Raw genomic sequence first — 19204 nt, forward strand, 5'->3', positions numbered from 1 at the left:
TGGAGAGGATGAGCGTGTCATTGCTGGGCCTGGAAGGAAAGAAGGCGCTGATCGTCGGTGGCGGCCGTGGCATGGGCGAGGCAAGCGCGCTGCTGCTGGCGGAGGCGGGGTGCGATGTCGCCGTGCTGGACAGCGTCATGGAGCGGGCCGAGCAGGTCGCGAGCGAAGTGCGGGCGATCGGGCGCGCGGGCATAGCGATCGAGGCCGATATTTTGGATGAGGCATCGGTCAAGAAAGCCGTGGCGGATGCGGAAGGCGCGCTGGGCGGGCTCGACATATTGGTGACGATCGTGGGTCAAGCGCTGTTCAAGCCGCTGCTCGACGTGACGCTGGAGGAATGGGATCATGATCAATCCCGGAACCTGCGCTATTTCTTCGTGACGGCGCGCGCGGTCGCCCAGTCCATGATTGCGCGCGGGGTGGGCGGTTCGCTGATCTGCATCGGGTCGGTCGATGGCGCGGTCGGATCGCCGATGCATGCTCCTTATGGCGCGGCCAAGGCGGGCCTCATGCATCTGGTGAAGTCGATGGCGACCGAATGGGGGCGGCATGGCATTCGCGCCAATGCCGTGGCTCCGGGGAGTATCACCACGCCACGCTTGCCTGAAACGGCGGAATCGCGGGCGCTGATGGAGGCGAGCGTGTTGCCGATCGGGCGGCCGGGGACGACGCGGGACGTGGCTGGGGCTGTGCTGTTTCTGGCGTCGGGACTATCGGAATATGTGACGGGCCACAGCCTGTTCGTGGATGGTGGGTGGATGGCCGCCAACCATTTCGACCCGCGGGTGATGGCGACCAAGAAGAGCAACGAATAGCGGCTCAGTCGGTCGGGAAGGACATGATCGCCGCCAGGCATGCGTCGAAGGCGTCATGCTGGGGCCAGTGGCCGCTGCCGGGCAGGCGGACTTCTTGCACGTTGGGGATATGGGCGAGTAGGTCGGCGGGCAGGCCGGAGGGCCAGCTGCGGTCGCCATAAAGGAGGAGGGTCGGGCAGGCGACGTTGCGCCACAATGCCCGGACATCCTCCATGGAGATGTCGGGAAATGCCCAGACGGCGAGATAGGGATCATGCTTCCACTGCCATCCAGCCCTGCCAGCCCGACGCAGACCCTGGCGCGTCATGTGCCGTGCCTGCGCAGGGGTGAGGAAGGCATGGCGTTCCCGCATACGCTCGACCGCTTCGTCCACGGACGCGAAGATGCGCGGGGCGGAAAGGGAAGCGGCGCGGCGCTCTTCAAGCCAGTTGCGGGCGGTTTGTTCGACGCTTTGGCTGAAGCGATAGGCTTCGATATCGGGAGGCGCGCCAATGGCTTCGATCGCGACGATGCGTCTTATCGTTTCGGGATAGGTTGCGGCAAAGCGCAAGGCGATGTGTGCGCCCAGGGAGTGGCCGATCAGGATGGCCTGACGCTGCGGACCCAGCGTCAATTGTTCGGCAAGCGCGGCGAGATCGGACAGATAGGCCGCGAAGTCGTAGCGCCCGTCCTGCGACCAGCTGCTGTCGCCATGGCCGCGAAGGTCGGGGGCGATCACATGGTAATCGGGAAGCAGTGCGTTCGCCAGCGCGTCCCAGCTGCGGCTATGGTCCCGGCTGCCATGAAGGAGGATGGCGAGCGGCGCGCCTTCATGCGTCCATTCGGTATAGCTGAGCGGCATGCGGCCATTGCGAAAGCGGCGCTTTACAGGCTTCGTGCTGATGTGGGGGCGACTTTGTCTGTCGTGCATGGTTGCAGTGTAGAGAGGAGCGAAGCTGTGCTGGCGACCGGCAATGGCGGCTTTCCATATTCGCGTAATGGATCGCGGCGGAGCGGATTTCCCACGCTTGAATCCATGGTGCGCCAGGAATATGGTGGGGAATAGCAAAATCCGGGTGTTCGGCAGCGCCGACGCTGGCAAGAAGTGCGTAGGAGGCGGGATGAGCGCTAACTCACAGGCGGAAGGCAGGTCTGGCGGCAGAGGCAGCGTGAAGTCGTGCCTGCGGACGCTGGAGGTGCTGGAATATTTCATGAAGTCGGGCGAGCCTGCGCGCACGATCGAGATCAGCGAAGCATTGGGCATCCCCAATTCAAGCGCTGACGAAATCTTGCGCACGCTCGCGAGCACTGGCTATCTTACCTATAATCAGGCGACGAAGCTCTATGCGCCATCCTACAAGTTGGTCGCGAATGCTTCGGCGATCGAACAGAGCTTTTTTGGAAGCGGCCGGATCAATGAAGTGATGGAGGATATGCGGCGGGAGACCGGCGGATCGGTCTTCGTCACGCAGCAAAATGACTGCTGGTCGGAGAGTGTCGCTGAAATGTCCGGCGGCTGGGCGGCGAAGCCTGACGCTGAACCTTATTATTCCACTGAGATGATCTGTTTCCAGCACAATAGCTGGCGGCCGGGCACCAATTTTGCGGCGGCGATGCTGGCGCAGCAATCCAATGTCGACATCATCCAGCTCGCGACACGGACGCAGCGGCTGGGCCTGGGTCCGAAGGGGCCGACGCTGATGAAACATCTGGTGGACCGGATTTCAACGACGCGGGCGCGCGGGTTTGCGCTGTGCCGCCGGAGCGCGACCATTCCGGTGGACTCGATCGCCATGCCGCTGCGGGTGCCGCATGGCGTTGCTTCCTATGCGATCGGCGTGGTGGGCGATCCGCTGTTCGTGAACGACAATGATGTGCGGCAGATGCTGTCGGGCATGCAGTCGGTCATCTACCGCTATAATGATCGCATTCGCCGGAACGGGGCGGCGAGCATCCAATAAGGAGACGGCCTTTCCTGTGCCGCCCCTTAGGGCCGATCGACATTCAGTTCTGGCGGCCTGCAAATGGCGGCTCTCCGCGCTTCCGGTGCTCACGTACTGTGAGTACGCTGCGCTCCGGGTCGCGGAAAACCACCATTTTCGGCTCGCCATCTCCTGAATGTCGATCGGCCCTAGTTTTCAAAGCTGGTCGGTGTAGCTGTCGGTGCCCGGAATCGTCGGGATGAAGGGCGAGGCTATCGCGATGCGGCCGATGCCGCTTTCCTCGATTGCTTGGGCGAGCGGCACATAGGCGGAGTCCCAGACGGTTTTGGGGTCCTCGATCGAGAAGCTGAGGAAGACGGCGCGGTCGTTCTCCTCAACCGGTACATCCTTGGGGCTGGTGGGATCAAGCGGCAGGGGGGAGCCGGTCAGCGCCACATCGCCCGGCAGGTTGCGGGCGCGCAGCAGGGCGGAGAGGTCCGCGCTGGTCTTGCCCGGATTGAGATCGACGATGAAGGCGACGAGGCCGCCATAGGGGCGGTCGAGCGCCAGTTCGATCGGCATGGCGCTGCCCGGCGCATTATATTCCGCGTCGAAATTGTAGAAGCTGGTGTGGATATGGTCCCGTTCCTTGAACATGCGGCCGGTGGCATGGAGGTCATTGACCTGACGAACGGCCCATGCGTCCCAATCCTTATGATGGCCGTCCAAAATCCAATAGAGCGCGAGATAGGAGCCCTTCGACATGTCCATGGTGCCTGAACCGAAGCGCTTGGTCTTTTCCGCGCGGGTGGCGACATAGCGCGCGCCCGAGACGGTGTAGGCGCCGATCATGCAGCCGCTGTAGAAATGATCGCGCTCATACCAGCGATTATAGGCTACCTCATGGCCGGGGCGCGGCTCGACCATGGTGAAGAGCAGGGAGCCGAGGCGTATGGGACGGTCGGCGCGGGCTATGTCAGCCCGTTCGTACAAGGTTTCGCAGCTTTGCATGGGCCTCTCCTGAAAATGATGGCTTCACTGAAGCGGGGCAGGCGGCGGTGTTAAAGCGGGGCTGCGCCTCTTCCGGGTTGGCGGAAGCTCGCGAAGCTCTAGCGGCCTGCGAGGGCGCGATAGGCGGGATGGCCTATGTCTCTCAGCACATCGAGGTGGCGGGGTGTCCAGCCCAGTTCCCGGCGGGTGCGGGGGCTGCGGGAGCGGCTGCATGTCGCCATGCCGATCAGCGTTTCGAACTTTCCCCAGCGGCGAACGCCTTCGGTGAAGTCGATGCTGCGCGCCTCTATGCCGAGGTCACGGGCTACCGCTTCGGCCAGAGTGCGGTTGTCCAGCTCGCCTGCGACGGCGTGATAAAGGGCGCCGGGTGAACCTTGTTCCAGCGCCAGGCGGTAGACTTCTGCCAGATCATCGACATGGACGTTGGAGTACAGGTTGAGGCCCTGCCCAAGATAGCCGACTTCGCCCGTGCGCCCGGCGTCGCTGTAGAACATGCGCAGATGGCCGCAGCCGCCATGCCCCCAGATCATCGGGGGCCTGATCACCATGGCGCGCACCCCGCCCGATGATCCTGCGCGGCGGACGATATTTTCCGTGTCGAACCGGAGGCCAATATATTTGGAGGGTTCGAACGGGTCATCCTCGGCGAAACTGTCTTCGCTCCATAGCCCGTCGGTGCGTTGCGACAGAAGGCCGGTGCCGCTGGTGAAGATGAACTGATGACCGCGTCCGTCAGCTGCATTGAGCAAGCTTCTGACCGTGTCATGTTCCTGCTGAAGGAGCAGTTGGGCGGCGTAGATGGTGGCGTCGTGCTGGCGCAGCATGTCGATGACGGCGTCCAGATGCGACAAATCACCCTGTAGATGGGTTATGCCATGATCGATAAGCGCGCGATCGCCTTCGCTTGTGCGGCTGAGGCCGCTCACCTGATGGCCGGACGCCGTAAGGCGCCGGGCGATGTGCGATCCGAGATAGCCGGTCGCGCCGAGGACGAGAATGCGCATCGGGTTCCTTCCGTGAGCAAGGAAGCAACAGCGATCCACCCGGCGTCAAGAGTCCAGCCATGGGTTCCGGAGAGGCGGAGGCGGTTAGAGCGAGCTGACGAGATGGCCGCCGTCTACGACCAGTTCCGCGCCCGTGATGTAGGAGCCAAGGTCCGACGCGAGCAGGAGCAGGGCGCCGTCCAGATTTACCGGGCTTCCTATCCGGCGCTGCGGTATTCGGTTGATCATCGCCTTGCCTGCGTCCGTTCCCCAGAAATGCTCGTTCAAGGGCGTTACGATGTAGCCGGGGCACAGGGCGTTCACGCGGATATCGTAGCGCGCCCATTCCAGCGCCATGACCTTGGTCATCTGCACCAAGGCGGCCTTTGAAATGGCATAGGGGCCAAGCTGTGCGCCCTGCCGAAGGCCAAGGATGGACGCGATGTTGATGATGCTGCCCGGCCGACCGGCCGCAATCATGGCGTGCGCGGCCCCGCGCGCGACCAGATAAGCGCCGCGCGCATTGGTATCCATGACGCGATCCCATTGCGACGCATCCTGATCAAGCATTGGACCAGCGCTTACGACGCCCGCATTGTTGATCAGGATGTCGACGGCGCCGACCTCTTCCCACAAGCGATCGACGGACGCGGCGTCCTGTACGTCGAGCGAGATGGCGCGCGCGTGGGGGAGCGATGCGGCAAGGCTTTCCAACTGGTCGCCACGCCGGGCGGCGAGGACCAGCTGAACACCCTCAGCAGCGAGCGTGCGCGCGAAGTGCGCGCCGAGTCCGCTGCTCGCCCCGGTGATGAGCGCGGTCCTGCCCGCCAGGCTGAAGGAGAGAGGCATCAGGCTGCCAACGCTTCTTCCGGTTCCGGCGGGAAGATGGACGGCTTGCCGGGATCATAGGTCTGGACCAGCAGGCGGATGAACTGTTGATCGGTGAGCGGATCGCTGGGCACTTCGAAAGTGGCGCCGCGTGCGCGAAGATCGGTGATCAGCATGTCGAATACTTGATCATGGCTGATGTCGTCGGTGTGGTCGAGCGACTGTTTGAGTTCGCGATAGTCCATGAAGATGTCCGCGCCCCAGTGGATGAGGAAGCGGAACTCGTCTTCCGGTATCTTCTGGATGACTTTGCCGTCCGTGGTGATCTGCCAGCCATTGGGATCTTCGGGATCGGCGCTCATGAGCGAATTGATCGCGAGCCCTTCGGGTCGGCGCAGGGCGGCGGGGCCGCTGGCTTCTGCCGTGTGGTACATCATTTCATTTTCAACGACGACCGCGCGGCTCCACATCGGCGCCTTGATCTGGGCGGGCTGGCCCTGCGGGCCATCAGGCCAGTAGTTGAAGCCGCCGCCGACCTTGCCCTTATAATACCAGGTGATCACCTGCGCCTTTTTCGCGCGCCAATGTTCGAACAGGCCGGACTTCACCATGATGTTCATCAGCCATACCGGCGATGTCTGCATGGAGATGCCACGGAAGCGGGTGCCGTCGACATGGGGCGCCCCAGCGCCGGGACACGGCCCCTGAATGTTGAACAGCATATTTTCGGGCCGGGCGTACTCGGCCTTCCAATATCCCCGAACCAGATCGAGGAATTTCTTGTTGAAGAAGCAGTCTTCGATATCAGGATGCTGGACTGTCGATCCTTGCGCGAGATAGCCACGGAATACCGGCGAAAGGAACATGTCCCATGTGGGGGTAAAGCCTGGGGGAAGGCCGCCCGAGGTCGTCGCAACGACTTCTTCGGGTGACTTGAAATGTTGTGCCAGGATCAACGACCAGGGGCCGTTTTCCCGCACGACGTTCAGCATGCGGCGATGCTGGTCGTCGGTATAGGCGCTTTCGATGATCTGGGGCGGGGCCACTGGGCGGAACTGGGTGGTCATGTGAACTCTCCTGAGTACCTGCATCGCCGACCGCCCCTTAATTTGTAGACAGGGAAAGCTGAGGCGGCTCGCTAACCAAGTGAGTCCTAACTTATTCCGGCCCTCGCTGCAAGTTATGACAACGATTGATGTATTTCATGTGGGGCCGCTGACCGGCGTTTGGGGCAGCCATTCGCGAACCGCGGTTTTCAGCAGCTTGCCGTTGGCATTGCGAGGAAGCGGCCCCTCCACAATGTAGACATGGTCGGGCACCTTGTAGTCAGACAGATGCCGTGCGCAGAAGTCGCGCAGGCTCGCGCCGTCTGCCTGGTCGGGTGCGACAACGAACGCTTCGACCCGTTCGCCCAGGACAGGGCAGGGCCTGCCGATCACGACGGCCTCGGTGACGGCCTCATGCGACATGAGCATGTTTTCGACCTCGACCGAATAGATTTTGAAGCCGCCGCGATTGATCATGTCCTTCATCCGGTCGAGCACGCGGATATAGCCGTTCGCGTCCATCGTGCCGATGTCACCCGATTTCCAATAGCCGGCGGTAAAGCCCCGTTCCGTTGCTTCGGGGTTGTTCCAGTAGCGCGGTATCGTCATCGCGCCCGCGATCCAGATTTCTCCCTGATCCCCGCGTGGGAGTTCGCGGCCTTCCCCATCCATGATGATGATGTCGGCATAAGGCAGGGCCTTGCCGACCTTGTCCGGATGAGCGGGACAGTCGCCAAGCGGCATCATGACGGCCGGGGAGGAGGTTTCGGTCGATCCGTAGATGTTCACCAGCGTCAGTTGCGGGAGCTGTACGGCAAGTGTTTCGATGCTGGATTCGGCCATGGGCGCTCCGCCAAACGCGCCAATGCGCCAGCTCGACAGGTCGAAGTCCGCGAAATCGGGCTCCATCAGGCATAGCTTGTACATGGCCGGGACCATGACGACGTAGCTCATACGTTCGGCCTGCGCGAGTTCCAGAAAGGGGCGGGCCTTGAACGCATGCTGCATCACCACCTTCCCCGCGACCCGGATGCTGAGCATCAGGATGAGGCCGATCCCGGTGACGTGCGAGGCAGGGACCGCGAGGACCATCGACTCGCCATCCTTCAATTGCAGGTGCTGCTGGCTGCCGATGCAGATGGTGACGATGCCGAGATGCGTGAGAACCGCGCCCTTGGGGCGGCCCGTGGTGCCGGAGGTGTAGAGGATGCAGAAGGGGTCATCTTCGCCAACGGCCGATCGGTGGGGGGCGTCGGTCAGCGCTTCGGGTGCGGTTTTGGACCAATGGGCGGCTTCGTCGGAATAGCGGAGCCAGTGGCGCAGTTGGGGGTGGTCGGAGCGGCCGGGCAACTGGTCTTCCAGCGCATCGTCATAGATGATGGCTGCGGCGCCGCTGTCGTCCAGCACATAAGCGGTTTCCGGCGCGCGCTGGCGGATATTCATGGGCACGGCGATCAGGCCGAGTCTTGCTGCCGCCAGTAGCAGGGTGGAATAATCGGCGCGGTTGGACAGCAGGATGGCGAGCCTGTCGCCCGTCGCGAGGCCGAGAGATGTCAAACGCGCGGCGCAGGCGGCGACGCGGGCGGCGAGAACGGCGTAGCTCCACCGATCGTTGCCATCGACCAGTGCGATCGCGTCGGGTGACCGGCTGACGGCGTCCAGGAACATGGCGTAAATGTCTGCGGGGCGATCCTGATGACAATTGACCAGCCTGCCGTGATGCACTTCCTTGCGGAGTTGCAGATGCTTCATCTCTTTATCGGTCCTCTCCGTGCGACCTGCCCTGCTATGACGGGCACGAAAGCTCTTATATGGCTTTCTAATTACACCTTGCATTGCGGTTCTTCCCTTGGCAAGCGCCAAGAAACGAGAGGCGCGGAGACAAGCCATGGCAGATCATGAGGGTGATGCGGCGATTGCTCGAAGGGTCGAGAATTTCGTCCGCGACGTGGTCGTTCCTTATGAAACGGATGGCCGTCGGGACGATCATGGTCCGCTGGATGCGCTGGTGCAGGAAATGCGCGGCAAGGCACGAGAAGCGGGTGTCCTGACGCCGCATATCCGCGCGGACGGAACGCATCTTAGCCACCGGGCGACGGCGCGGGTGCTGCGCGCTTCGGGATTGTCGCCGCTGGGGCCGCTCGCCTGCAACACCAATGCGCCAGACGAAGGCAATATGTTCCTGTTGGGCAAGGTCGCTACGGCAGAGCAGAAGAGCCGCTACCTCGATCCGATGGTTGCGGGGAATGAGCGCTCCTGTTTCCTGATGACCGAACTTGCGACGGAAGGCGGGACTGGGTCGGACCCGTCGATGATGCAGACCCGGGCGCGGCTGGAGGGCGGTGAATGGGTGATCAATGGACGCAAGGCTTTCGCGACCGGATTTGCTGGAGCCAGCTTTGCTATCCTGATGGCGAAGACGGAGCGGGATGACGGCGCGGCGGCTGCGACTATGTTCCTGGTGCCGCTGCCGCACCCCGCGCTGGTGCAGGAACGGCTGATCGGCACGATCGACAGCTCGATGCCGGGCGGTCATGCGGTGGTGAAGGTTGATGATTTGCGCCTGCCGCCCGAGGCCGTGCTGGGCGCGCCGCATGAGGGGTTCGCCTATGCGCAGGTCCGGCTGGCTCCCGCGCGGTTGACGCACTGCATGCGCTGGCTGGGCGCTGCGACGCGCGCGAATGAGATTGCGACGGACTATGCGGTCAAGCGGCAGGCGTTCGGCAAGCCGCTGATCGACCATGAGGGCGTTGGCTTCATGCTGGCGGACAACCTCATCGACCTGAAGCAGTGCGAGTTGATGATCGATTGGTGTGCGGATGTGCTGGACGCCGGGGACAAGGCGATCACGGAAAGCTCCATGGCCAAGGTGGCTGTGTCGGAGACGCTGTTTCGGGTGGCTGACCGGTGCGTCCAGGTGATGGGCGGGACTGGGGTCAGCCATGACACTATCGTGGAGCAGGTATTCCGCGAAATCCGCGCCTTCCGCATCTATGACGGGCCGACCCAGGTGCATAAATGGTCGCTTGCCAAGAAGATCAAGCGCGAGGCGTTGGCGAAGTCATGAATGCCGAGGAACTGAACGCCGGGCTGTCCGAAGTGCGCGAGGCGCATCGGTTCGATGAGGGCGCGTTGCGAGCATGGCTGAAGGAGCATGTGCCCGAGGCGGAAGGGCCGCTGACCGTGCGGCAGTTCAAGGGCGGGCAGTCCAATCCGACCTTCAGGCTGGACGTTCCGGGCCGTTCCTTCGTCATGCGCCGCAAGCCGCCCGGCGTTACGGTGCCCGGCGCCCATGCCGTGGATCGCGAGGCGCGGGTGATCGCGGCGCTGGGCAAGGAAGGTTTTCCGGTGCCCCGCATCTACGGGCTTTGCACGGACGATGCGGTAATCGGCAGCTGGTTCTATGTCATGGAGTGCGTCGAAGGGCGTGTGTTCTGGAACTCGCGGTTCGAGGCGGTCGCGGCGGAAGAGCGGGTCGCCTATTTCGACGCGATGAACGCGACTTTGGCGCAGCTTCACAATTTCGATCCCGTGGCTCTGGGCCTTGATGATTTCGGGAAGAAGGGCAATTATTTCGAGCGGCAGATCGCACGATGGTCGCGCCAATATCTGAATGACGAGGCGGCTGGCCGCGACGTCAATATGGACCGGTTGATCGAATGGCTGCCAGCGAATATTCCCGCTGGGGATGAAAGCCGGATCGTCCATGGCGATTATCGGGCCGATAATATGGTGTTCCATCCGACCGAGCCACGCGTCGTGGCGGTGCTGGATTGGGAGCTTTCGACGCTTGGCCATCCGTTGGCGGATTTCGTCAATCACCTGATGATGTACCGGCTGCCGCCCGCCATCTTGTCTGGCCTGCGGGGCGCCGATTTCGCCGCGCTGAAACTGATGCCCGAGGAGGAGTATATCGCCGCCTATTGCCGCAGGACCGGGCGGGACGGGATCGACCATATGGGCTTTTACCGCGCTTTCGCTCTTTTCCGGCTTGCGGCCATCTATCATGGCATTAAGGCAAGGGCACTACGCGGAACGGCCGCATCGGCGCATGCAGAAGAACTGGCGGCGCAATATCCCCTGCTCGCCCAATTGGGATGGAGCGAGGCGGAAGCGGCCTGATCAAAGGGGAATGGTGGAATGAAGACCCGGATTACCGAGCTTACTGGCACGCGCTATCCCATTATTCAGGGTGGCATGCAGTGGGTGGGCCGCGCCGAGTTGGCTTCGGCGGTGTCCAATGCTGGTGGCCTCGGCATCCTGACGGCGCTGACGCAGCCGACGCCTGAAGCGCTGGCGGCCGAGATCGAGCGGTGCCGCACGATGACGGACAAGCCGTTCGGCGTGAACCTGACCATATTGCCGACCGCGCAGCCGGTTCCCTACGAAGCCTATGCCGAAGTCATTGCTGGATCGGGCGTTGGCGTGGTCGAGACAGCCGGGCGCAGTCCCGCCGAGTTCATCGCTCGTTTCAAGCAGGCGGGCGTCAAGATCGTGCATAAATGCACCGCCGTCCGCCACGCGCTGTCGGCCCAGCGTGCAGGCGTCGATGCCGTGTCGATCGACGGGTTCGAAGCGGCGGGGCATCCGGGCGAGGATGATATTCCGGGCATGGTTCTGATCCCCGCTGCGGCCCGGGCGCTGGACATTCCGATCCTGGCGGCGGGCGGCATGGCGACCGGGCGCAGCATGGCGGCGGCGCTGGCGCTGGGCGCGGAAGGCGTGACCATGGGCACCCGTTTCATGCTGACCAAGGAAGCGCCGATCCATGAGGCGATCAAGCAGGCGGTGGTGCAGGGAACGGAGCGCGATACGACGCTGATCTTCCGCCAGCTACGCAACACGGCGCGCGTCTTCCGCAATGCCGTCGCCGAGGAGGTGAACGTCAAGGAACGGGAGCCCGGTGCTACCTTCGAAGATATTCGGCCGCTGGTCGCCGGTGCGCGGGGACGCGCTGCGCTGGAGAGTGGCGAAGTGGATGGCGGGCTGGTCTGGGCCGGGCTTGGCATCGGCCTGATGGACGACATTCCGACATGCGCCGAACTGATCGAGCGCATCGTGGGCGAATGCCGCGAGGCGCTGGGTCGCGCCGTGGCGCTGACCGGGGAGGCATGAACATGAGCTACAATACAATCCGCTATGAGGTCGAGGATGACGGCGTCCTGCTGCTGACGCTTAATCGACCGGACAAGCTGAACGCCTTTACGGTCGAGATGTGCGAAGAGTTGGTCGACGCCTATGGCCGGGCGAGCCAGGATGATGCGGTGCGCGTGATCGTGGTGACGGGCGAGGGCCGTGCTTTCTGCGCAGGCATGGATCTGTCGGTCGGCGGCAATGTCTTTGGTCTGGACGAAAGCATGACGCCGACCATGGAGGATTTGCGCGAGCGTGGCGATGATCCGGCGATCCTGAAGGGCGTGCGGGACACGGGCGGTCGCGTGGCGATGGCGATGTATGATTGCCTGAAGCCGATCGTGGGCGCGGTGAATGGTGCGGCGGTGGGTATCGGCTCGACCATGCTGCTGCCGATGGATTTCCGCTTCGCATCGGACAAGGCGCGCTTCGGCTTTGTCTTTGGACGGCTGGGCATCACGATGGAGGCGTGTTCGTCCTTCTTCCTGCCGCGCATTGTCGGTTTGGAGCAGGCGATGGAGTGGGCGTACAAGGCCGATATCTTCGATGCCGCCGAAGCGCATGACAAGGGACTGGTGCGCGGCGTGTTCCCGGCCGAGACGCTGGTCGAGGAGGCGAAGGCCTTTGCCCGATCACTGGTCAAGGACCGTTCGCCCGTTTCGATCGCGCTGATCCGCCAGATGCTGAACCGCAACAGCGCGCAGCCCGATCCGTGGCAGGCGCATCTGACCGAATCGCTGGCGGTATTCTACACCAGTCAGGCGGACGGCCGCGAAGGGGTTCGCGCCTTCAATGAAAAACGGCCAGCGGACTTCACGGGGAAGGCGTCGCAGATGCCGCCCTTCTTCCCCTGGTATGGCGAAAAATAATTCAACGGAGAGGATTGAGATGATCACGCTGGAAGACAAGATCGCGATTCAGGAATTGATCGCCCGTTTCACCCGCTGTTCCGACTTTGGCGATTGGGAAGGCGTTGCCTCCCTCTTCACGCCCGAGGTTGTGACGGAGATGGAGGGCCTGCCCATCCGCTATGAAGGCGTCGAGGCTCAGGTTGAACATGCCAAGGAGTCGGCCAACCAGACCGAAGGCAAGAACCGCCACTATAACTTCAACATGATCGTGTTCGAGAAGGACGACGCAGTATATGCGGAATATGCCTTCATGAACGCCAACGCAGGGCATGCGCCGATGAGCGCCAAGATCGTCGTAACTGGCCGTCAGCGGGATACGGTGGTGAAGACAAGCGACGGGTGGAAGATCGCGCGCCGCTTTGTTCAGTTCGACCAGTCGTTCAGCCTTGATTTCTAAGCCACGGAGGAACGGTCGTGGACATTAAGAATTTGTGCGCTGTCGTCACCGGCGGCGCTTCGGGGCTGGGCAGTGCGACTGCGGAAAGGCTGTCCGAGCTTGGCGCTCGCGTGGCGATTTTCGACTTGAACGAGGAAGCTGGCGCGTCGCTCGCCGAACGGTTGGGCGGCAGCTTCCATAAGGTCGATGTGACCAGCGCCGAGTCCGTCGATGCGGGCCTGGCAGCGGCCGAAGCGAAGCTGGGGACGCCGCGTGTGCTGGTGAACTGCGCCGGTGTGGCGCCGGGCTTTCGTGTCGTGGGTAAGGATGGTTCGCCCCATCCGCTGGACGCGTTCCGCAAGGCTGTCGAGATCAACCTGATCGGCAGCTTCAACGTCATTTCGCGCTTTGCCGCCCTGCTCTCCGGCGCAGGAGTGGATGGCGAAGAAGCGGGCGTGATCGTCAATACGGCGTCGGTCGCCGCCTTTGATGGGCAGATCGGCCAGGCTGCTTACGCAGCGTCCAAAGGCGGTGTCGTGGGCATGACGTTGCCGATCGCGCGCGATCTGGCGCAACATCGCATTCGGGTGATGACGATCGCGCCGGGCATTTTCCTGACGCCGATGCTGCAAGGCCTGCCGCAGGCGACGCAGGATTCGCTGGGCAAGCAGGTGCCGCACCCGTCGCGGCTGGGTAAACCAGCAGAATTTGCGAAGCTGGTTCAGAATATCATTGAAAATCCGATGCTGAACGGAGAGGTGATCCGTCTGGACGGCGCGATCCGCATGGGACCGCGCTGACCGTTCGCCATCTAAGAAGGATTGCTGCCATGATCGAGACTAGCCCGGACGTCATCAGCCTGCCGGAAACCGAGGCTAAGCTGCGCGAATTTGTCGAGCAGGGCGTCATATCGGGCGGCATCCTTGCGTGGGGAACCGCGGATGGTCCGGTTCGCTACCATGGCGAAGGCGTACTGGGCTATGCGCGCAAGGATGGCGTGGACGAGCGGTCCATCTTCCGCGTTTTTTCCCAGTCGAAGCCGATCACCGGCATCGGCGCGATGATGCTGATCGAGGATGGCGTTATCGGGCTGGACCAGCCGATCGGCGAAATACTCCCGGCGTTCGCCGAGATGCGCGTCATTGAGGGTGATGACCCGGAAGTGACGCGGCCTGCGGTTCGCCCGATCACTATCCGCCACCTGCTGACCCATACGGCGGGCTTTGGCATGGACGGCATGACGCTCGGCGAGCTCTACACGAAGCATGGCGTGGCGCCGGGTTCACGGGAGTGGGTGCCGGGTCCGGGCGATCTCCCGGTGCCGGAAACGCTTGCCGAATTGGGCGAGCGTATCGCCGCGCTGCCCTTGGCGACCGATCCCGGCACACGGTTCGATTACAGCGTCGCGCTGGACGTGCTTGGGCTGGTGATCGAAGTGGCGTCGGGCATGCCGTTCGAAACCTTCCTGAAGACGCGCCTGTTCGATCCACTGGGCATGGTGGACACGGGCTTTGCCATCACGGCGGATCAGGCCGCCCGCTTTGCCGATCTTCCCCAGCAGCAGGAGGATGGCGCATGGGCATTGGCCGATGATGCGGCGGACAGTCTCTATGCGCGGCCTTATTATCCGTCCGGCGGCGGCGGCATGGTGTCGACGGCGCATGATTATTCGCGTTTTGCCGCCATGCTGCTCAGCGAGGGGGAGCTGGACGGCGTACGCATTCTGAAGCCGGAGACGGTGCGGATCGCACGGTCGAACCTGCTGCCCGACGCGGTGACGCATGTGGACGTGCCGATCGGTTATACGCTGTCGAACGTCGGCATGGGCGCAGGCATGTCCGTATCGCTGAAGGCGAGTGAGCAGACCAACAGCTTCTTTGACTGGCCGGGTTCGGTGCCAGCGGGTGTGTTCGGTTGGCCGGGTGCTGCGGGGACGGCATGCTGGATGGACCCCGAACGCAAGTTCTTCCTCCTGTATCTCACGCAATATTGGCCGACCTGGTTGAACGGCAGCATGCGGCCTGAGATTGTCGCGGCGGCCTATCGCGATCTGGAGAAGCAATAAGGAGGAACGCTGCCATGCCGATATTGGACAATGACGCCGACTTCACGCCCCGGCTGGGATCGCCCGGCACTGGCGTCGTGATCACGGGCGGAGCTTCCGGTATCGGACTGGCGGCGGCGCATGCGCTGGCTGCCGTCGGTCGGCCGGTCGCCCTGTGGGACATCAATGCGGAAGGTGCGGCCGGATCGGCGAGCATCATCGAGAGCCGCTATGGCGTGCGCGCGGCGGGTTTCAGCGTCGATCTGCGCAACCCGCAGGCCGTAACCCCCGCCGCCATCGCGACACGGGCGGCGATCGGCGCGATCGGTGGCATCGTGCACTGCGCGGGCACGGCCGAAGCCACGGGCATCGACGGAGTGACGCCGGAAAACTGGGATGCGGGACTGGCGCTGCATGTCCGGTCGATCGTCCTGATGACCCAGGCTTTCCGCGAAGATCTGCGCGCTTCGCCGGGGAGCGCCATTGTCGCATTGTCATCCATCAACGCGACGCTGGGCAACGGGATGATCCCGATCTACAGCGCGGCCAAGGGCGCGGTGATATCGCTGGTCCATTCGATGGCGGATGAGCTGGCTGCTGATGGGGTGCGCATCAACGCGGTTAGCCCCGGCATGATCGATACGCCGATCATTGCGGAGACGAAGGCCCATTTGCCGGGGCATTTCGAGCGGCGGATCATGCTGGGCCGCTATGGCGCGCCGGAAGAACTGGGACGCGTTATCCGTTTCCTGATGTCGGATGAAGCGAGTTACATGACGGGCGCGGAGATCGTCGTGGACGGCGGCAACATCAACTCGCAACGGCAATAGGACTGCCATCGCACCGCGCTAGGGAAGAGGGCGCTGCGGTCAGGTTAGCCGTAGCCGACCCGCAGCAGCGCCCCGGCACGCCTTAGAGGCGGTTCACTTCCTTGGCGGTCAGGCTGGTGACCAGACCCTTTTCCGCGGCGGTGAGCGTCGTCACCGGGATGACCACGAAACGCCCGCTGTAGATGATCTGGACGCCGGTCGTTTCGCCAGCGTTATTCTTCAGGACGCGGTCGATAAAGCCGACCTTGCGGCCGTCGACCGTCTTCACAAGTGCATTGGTCTTGATCGCGGGCGCGTCAGCGGCGATCGCCGCAGCGGAAAGCGAGAGCGACAGAGCCGCCGCGAAGGCAAAAGAAAGCTTCATGATAATCCCCTTGTGGATAGACAAGGGGCCGATAGCACGCTGTAAAACGAATAATAAGACACCCTGTGTTGCAAAAAATGCAATTTGCGTTTCGGGTTCGGAATTTGGCGGATATGGGATGGGATCGGCGGCTGACAGCGCCTGATGAATGGAATGGGGAGGTTTCAGCCGGGATGATTGGTGTGCTCTTTCACCTTCACGAATGGCGGTTCGCATGACCGGGCAGACGCGTGAGTCGGGGCCGCGCCTTGCGGCATTTTCCGTGACCAGCATCGCGACCGGCGGGTTCAATATTCCGCTCCAGACCTATTTGCCTGCCTTTTACGCGACGGTGATCGGGATGGACCTGGCGACCGTCGGGCTGGTCTTCATGATCAGCCGCCTGTGGAGCGCGGCAGCCGACCCCGTTATCGGATGGGCTTCGGACCACACACGCACACGCATTGGAAGGCGGAAACCCTGGATTTTGGGTGGCGGCATGCTGTTCCTTCTGTCGCTGCTCGCGGTCTTTTCCCCGCCTGCCGGAGCCACGCCGCTCTATCTTGGCGGGTGGCTTTTGCTGCTGTGCCTGGGGTGGACTGCCACGTCCACGCCGCTTTACGCCTGGGGCGGGGAGATGGCCTCATCGCCGGTCGAGCGAGCGCGTATCCAGGCCTATATCCAGACAGGGTCGTCCATCGGCATCTTTCTGGTGCTGGTATTGCCTGCCGTGCTGGACGCGCTGGGCCGGGGCAATCCTGAGATTCGGGTCGGATCGATGGGGGCGCTCGTCGCCGCTGTCCTTGCTGTTGGCATGGTGCTGATCGCCTTTCTCTTTCGCGAGCCGTCGCTGCCAGAACGCGCACCCGCAGGCGCGAACTGGCGGCAGGGGTTGAAAGCGGTGCTGACCGATGCAGCGCTCTGGCGGATCGTGGCGTCGGATTTCTTCGTCGCGCTGGGGCAGGGCTTTCGCACTGCCGTGTTCCTGTTCTTCGTGACGCGTTACATGGGCATGGCTTCACCGGCCATGCTGCTGATGCTGCAATATGCATTCGGCATGTTCGCAGCGCCGCTATGGGCGCGGATCAGTTACCGGTTCGGGAGGCTGAGAACGCTGATCATGGCCGAGGGCGTGCAGGTTGTGATCAACCTGATGGTCCTGTTCCTGACGCCGGATCGCATGTGGCTGTTCATCCTGCTGATCGTGGGACAGGGGCTGACGCAGGGATCGGGCAATCTGATGCTGCGGTCGATGATCTATGATGTGGCAGACCGTCATCGCGAGGGTAGCGGCGTGGAGCGGGCCGGGCTGTTTTCATCCGTGTTCAATGTGACGACCAACGCGGCCTATGCGGTGGCCGTGGGCATAGCCTTGTCCGTCGTGGGCTTGCTCGGATTTGATCCGCGGTCTTCAGGATCGGAAGGGGTGGCGGGCGTGCATCTGTTCTTCGCGATTGGCCCCGCCGTTGGGCATTTGCTGTCGATCCTTGTGATCAGCTGGAAGTGGGGAAACAAAGGTGGAAGGCTGGGCTCTGAAAGCCGCCTGCCTTCCGCTTGATCCTCAGATTCCGATGAAGGAGGGTTGCGTCAAAGGTCGATAACCTTTTCAGGGTTCATGATGCCATCCGGGTCGAGTGCCCGCTTGATCTGGCGCATCACCTCGACAGCGGCGCCATGCTCCGTAACGAGATGGGCTTTCTTGCCAATGCCGATGCCATGTTCGCCAGTGCAGCTGCCCTCCATGGCGAGAGCGATTTCGACGATCCGTTCCGACAAGGCCTTCGCCTTTTGCGTTTCCTCGGCCGAGTTCGGATCGAAGACGAGGATGACATGGAAATTCCCGTCGCCGACATGACCCACGATCGGTGCGGTAAGGCCACTTGCCTCAATGGCGCTGCGCGTTTCCTCTATACAGTCGCAAAGCCGTGAAATCGGGACGCAGACATCCGTTGCGATCGCCTTGCACCCTGGCCGCAGCGCGAGATTGGCGTAATGGACCTTGTGGCGTGCTTCCCAGAGGGCGGTTCGGTCCTCCGTCTTCGTCGCCCAGGTGAACTGTCCGCCGCCATTGTCGGTGGCGATCTGTCCGAAGTTTTCCGCCTGTTCCGCAACGCCCGCAGGTGTGCCGTGAAATTCCAGGAACAGCGTCGGACTTTCGCGATAGTTTGTCCGACTGTAAGCATTTATCGCGCGGATCTGTAGCGGATCGAGCAATTCGATACGGGCGACGGGAAGGCCGATCTGGATCGTCTGGATTACTGCGTTCACCGCGCCGCGCAATGTTTCAAATTCGCAAACGGCGGCGGAAACGGCTTCTGGCTGGCCATAGAGGCGCAAGGTGACTTCGGTGATGATACCGAGCGTGCCTTCGGACCCGACGAACAGCCCGGTGAGGTCGTACCCGGCCGCGGATTTACGCGCCCGCCCGCCGGTGTGGATGATCCGGCCATCGGCAAGCACTACCGTCAGCCCCAGCACATTCTGCCGCATGGTGCCGTAGCGAACCGCGTTGGTGCCGGAGGCGCGTGTCGAAGCCATGCCGCCGATGGACGCATCCGCGCCCGGATCGACGGGGAAGAACAGGCCCGTGACGCGCAACTCGCTGTTGAGCTGCTTCCGGGTGACGCCCGCCTGCACGGTGCAGTCCAGGTCTTCTGGACTGACGCGCAGCACCTGATTCATGCGGGAGAGGTCGATACAAAGACCGCCTCTTGCCGCCAGAAAATTGCCCTCCAGCGATGTGCCCGTGCCGTAAGGCGTGACGGCGATGCCCCGCTCCTTGCAGAAAATGACCGCTGCGGCCACTTCCTCCGTGGTGAGGGGGAAGACAACCGCGTCCGGGGGCATGGCCGGGTAGAAGGTCTCTGCCCGGCCATGATGATCGCGGATGGCGGCGCTATCGCTGAACCGATCGCCGAACATGGCGCGCAGGGCGGACCAGTCAGCTTGCGGGACATGTACCGCTGTTGCCATTTGCATCTCT

The 19204-nt window shown here is 62.8% G+C and carries 19 protein-coding genes; 11 read left to right on the top strand and 8 right to left on the bottom strand.

All coding sequences use genetic code 11. The annotated features are described in order from the left end of the window. Positions 1-8 precede the first annotated feature (8 nt). Complete coding sequence (locus ACWNC0_RS03915) at positions 9-815, top strand: SDR family NAD(P)-dependent oxidoreductase (protein WP_449469747.1); 807 nt, start codon at positions 9-11, stop codon at positions 813-815. Between the two features lie 4 nt (positions 816-819). Here the strand turns inward: ACWNC0_RS03915 and ACWNC0_RS03920 are convergent, their stop codons facing one another. Continuing rightward, complete coding sequence (locus ACWNC0_RS03920; protein ID WP_449469749.1) at positions 820-1725, bottom strand: alpha/beta fold hydrolase; 906 nt, start codon at positions 1723-1725, stop codon at positions 820-822. Positions 1726-1915: 190 nt separating this feature from the next. Between ACWNC0_RS03920 and ACWNC0_RS03925 the strand changes: the two genes are divergently transcribed. Continuing rightward, positions 1916-2755: a helix-turn-helix domain-containing protein gene (locus ACWNC0_RS03925; protein ID WP_449469751.1), complete on the top strand. Its 840-nt coding sequence runs from the start codon at positions 1916-1918 to the stop codon at positions 2753-2755. Positions 2756-2932: 177 nt separating this feature from the next. On the opposite strand, the gene ACWNC0_RS03930 is transcribed toward ACWNC0_RS03925, so the two are convergent. The 5 genes from ACWNC0_RS03930 to ACWNC0_RS03950 all read right to left on the bottom strand — a co-directional run bounded on the left by ACWNC0_RS03930 (position 2933) and on the right by ACWNC0_RS03950 (position 8336). Further along, a complete protein-coding gene (locus ACWNC0_RS03930; RefSeq protein ID WP_449469753.1) occupies positions 2933-3727 on the bottom strand; it encodes a hypothetical protein in 795 nt (264 codons plus the stop codon). 98 nt (positions 3728-3825) lie between these two features. Beyond that, positions 3826-4731, bottom strand: a complete 906-nt coding sequence (locus ACWNC0_RS03935) for an NAD-dependent epimerase/dehydratase family protein (protein WP_449469754.1) — start codon at positions 4729-4731, stop codon at positions 3826-3828. Positions 4732-4815: 84 nt separating this feature from the next. Continuing rightward, positions 4816-5559 carry a glucose 1-dehydrogenase gene (locus tag ACWNC0_RS03940; RefSeq protein ID WP_449469756.1) on the bottom strand — a complete coding sequence of 248 codons (744 nt, stop codon included), beginning with the start codon at positions 5557-5559 and terminating at the stop codon, positions 4816-4818. Then, positions 5559-6605 carry a hypothetical protein gene (locus ACWNC0_RS03945; RefSeq protein ID WP_449469757.1) on the bottom strand — a complete coding sequence of 349 codons (1047 nt, stop codon included), beginning with the start codon at positions 6603-6605 and terminating at the stop codon, positions 5559-5561. The genes ACWNC0_RS03940 and ACWNC0_RS03945 overlap by 1 nt, the downstream gene beginning before the upstream one ends. Before the next feature lie 135 nt (positions 6606-6740). Further along, positions 6741-8336: a class I adenylate-forming enzyme family protein gene (locus ACWNC0_RS03950; protein ID WP_449469758.1), complete on the bottom strand. Its 1596-nt coding sequence runs from the start codon at positions 8334-8336 to the stop codon at positions 6741-6743. Positions 8337-8472: 136 nt separating this feature from the next. Between ACWNC0_RS03950 and ACWNC0_RS03955 the strand changes: the two genes are divergently transcribed. The 8 genes from ACWNC0_RS03955 to ACWNC0_RS03990 are packed head-to-tail and all read left to right on the top strand — an operon-like array spanning position 8473 to position 15878. Continuing rightward, positions 8473-9651 (top strand): acyl-CoA dehydrogenase family protein, encoded by a 1179-nt coding sequence (locus tag ACWNC0_RS03955; RefSeq protein ID WP_449469760.1) that lies wholly within the window; start codon positions 8473-8475, stop codon positions 9649-9651. Then, positions 9648-10706 carry a phosphotransferase gene (locus ACWNC0_RS03960; protein WP_449469761.1) on the top strand — a complete coding sequence of 353 codons (1059 nt, stop codon included), beginning with the start codon at positions 9648-9650 and terminating at the stop codon, positions 10704-10706. Before ACWNC0_RS03955 ends, ACWNC0_RS03960 begins: the two co-directional genes overlap by 4 nt. An 18-nt stretch (positions 10707-10724) precedes the next feature. Further along, the gene (locus ACWNC0_RS03965) at positions 10725-11699 is read left to right on the top strand and encodes an NAD(P)H-dependent flavin oxidoreductase (protein WP_449469763.1); all 975 of its coding nucleotides are present in this window, start codon (positions 10725-10727) and stop codon (positions 11697-11699) included. A gap of 2 nt (positions 11700-11701) precedes the next feature. Next, positions 11702-12586: a crotonase/enoyl-CoA hydratase family protein gene (locus ACWNC0_RS03970; protein ID WP_449469765.1), complete on the top strand. Its 885-nt coding sequence runs from the start codon at positions 11702-11704 to the stop codon at positions 12584-12586. Positions 12587-12605: 19 nt separating this feature from the next. Then, positions 12606-13025 carry a nuclear transport factor 2 family protein gene (locus tag ACWNC0_RS03975; RefSeq protein WP_449469766.1) on the top strand — a complete coding sequence of 140 codons (420 nt, stop codon included), beginning with the start codon at positions 12606-12608 and terminating at the stop codon, positions 13023-13025. A 17-nt stretch (positions 13026-13042) separates the two neighbouring features. Further along, on the top strand, positions 13043-13804 hold the full coding sequence (locus ACWNC0_RS03980; protein WP_449469767.1) for a 3-hydroxyacyl-CoA dehydrogenase: 762 nt from the start codon (positions 13043-13045) through the stop codon (positions 13802-13804). Positions 13805-13833: 29 nt separating this feature from the next. Continuing rightward, a complete protein-coding gene (locus tag ACWNC0_RS03985) occupies positions 13834-15069 on the top strand; it encodes a serine hydrolase domain-containing protein (protein WP_449469768.1) in 1236 nt (411 codons plus the stop codon). Positions 15070-15083: 14 nt separating this feature from the next. Then, the gene (locus tag ACWNC0_RS03990; protein ID WP_449469770.1) at positions 15084-15878 is read left to right on the top strand and encodes an SDR family NAD(P)-dependent oxidoreductase; all 795 of its coding nucleotides are present in this window, start codon (positions 15084-15086) and stop codon (positions 15876-15878) included. An 82-nt stretch (positions 15879-15960) separates the two neighbouring features. Here the strand turns inward: ACWNC0_RS03990 and ACWNC0_RS03995 are convergent, their stop codons facing one another. Next, a complete protein-coding gene (locus tag ACWNC0_RS03995) occupies positions 15961-16242 on the bottom strand; it encodes a hypothetical protein (RefSeq protein ID WP_449469771.1) in 282 nt (93 codons plus the stop codon). Between the two features lie 214 nt (positions 16243-16456). Here ACWNC0_RS03995 and ACWNC0_RS04000 point away from each other — a divergent pair, with 214 nt between their 5' ends. Further along, on the top strand, positions 16457-17779 hold the full coding sequence (locus ACWNC0_RS04000; RefSeq protein ID WP_449469773.1) for an MFS transporter: 1323 nt from the start codon (positions 16457-16459) through the stop codon (positions 17777-17779). A gap of 29 nt (positions 17780-17808) precedes the next feature. Here the strand turns inward: ACWNC0_RS04000 and ACWNC0_RS04005 are convergent, their stop codons facing one another. Beyond that, the gene (locus ACWNC0_RS04005; RefSeq protein WP_449469774.1) at positions 17809-19194 is read right to left on the bottom strand and encodes an FAD-binding oxidoreductase; all 1386 of its coding nucleotides are present in this window, start codon (positions 19192-19194) and stop codon (positions 17809-17811) included. Positions 19195-19204: the final 10 nt, after the last annotated feature.

This window comes from Sphingobium chungangianum, from assembly GCF_977014255.1.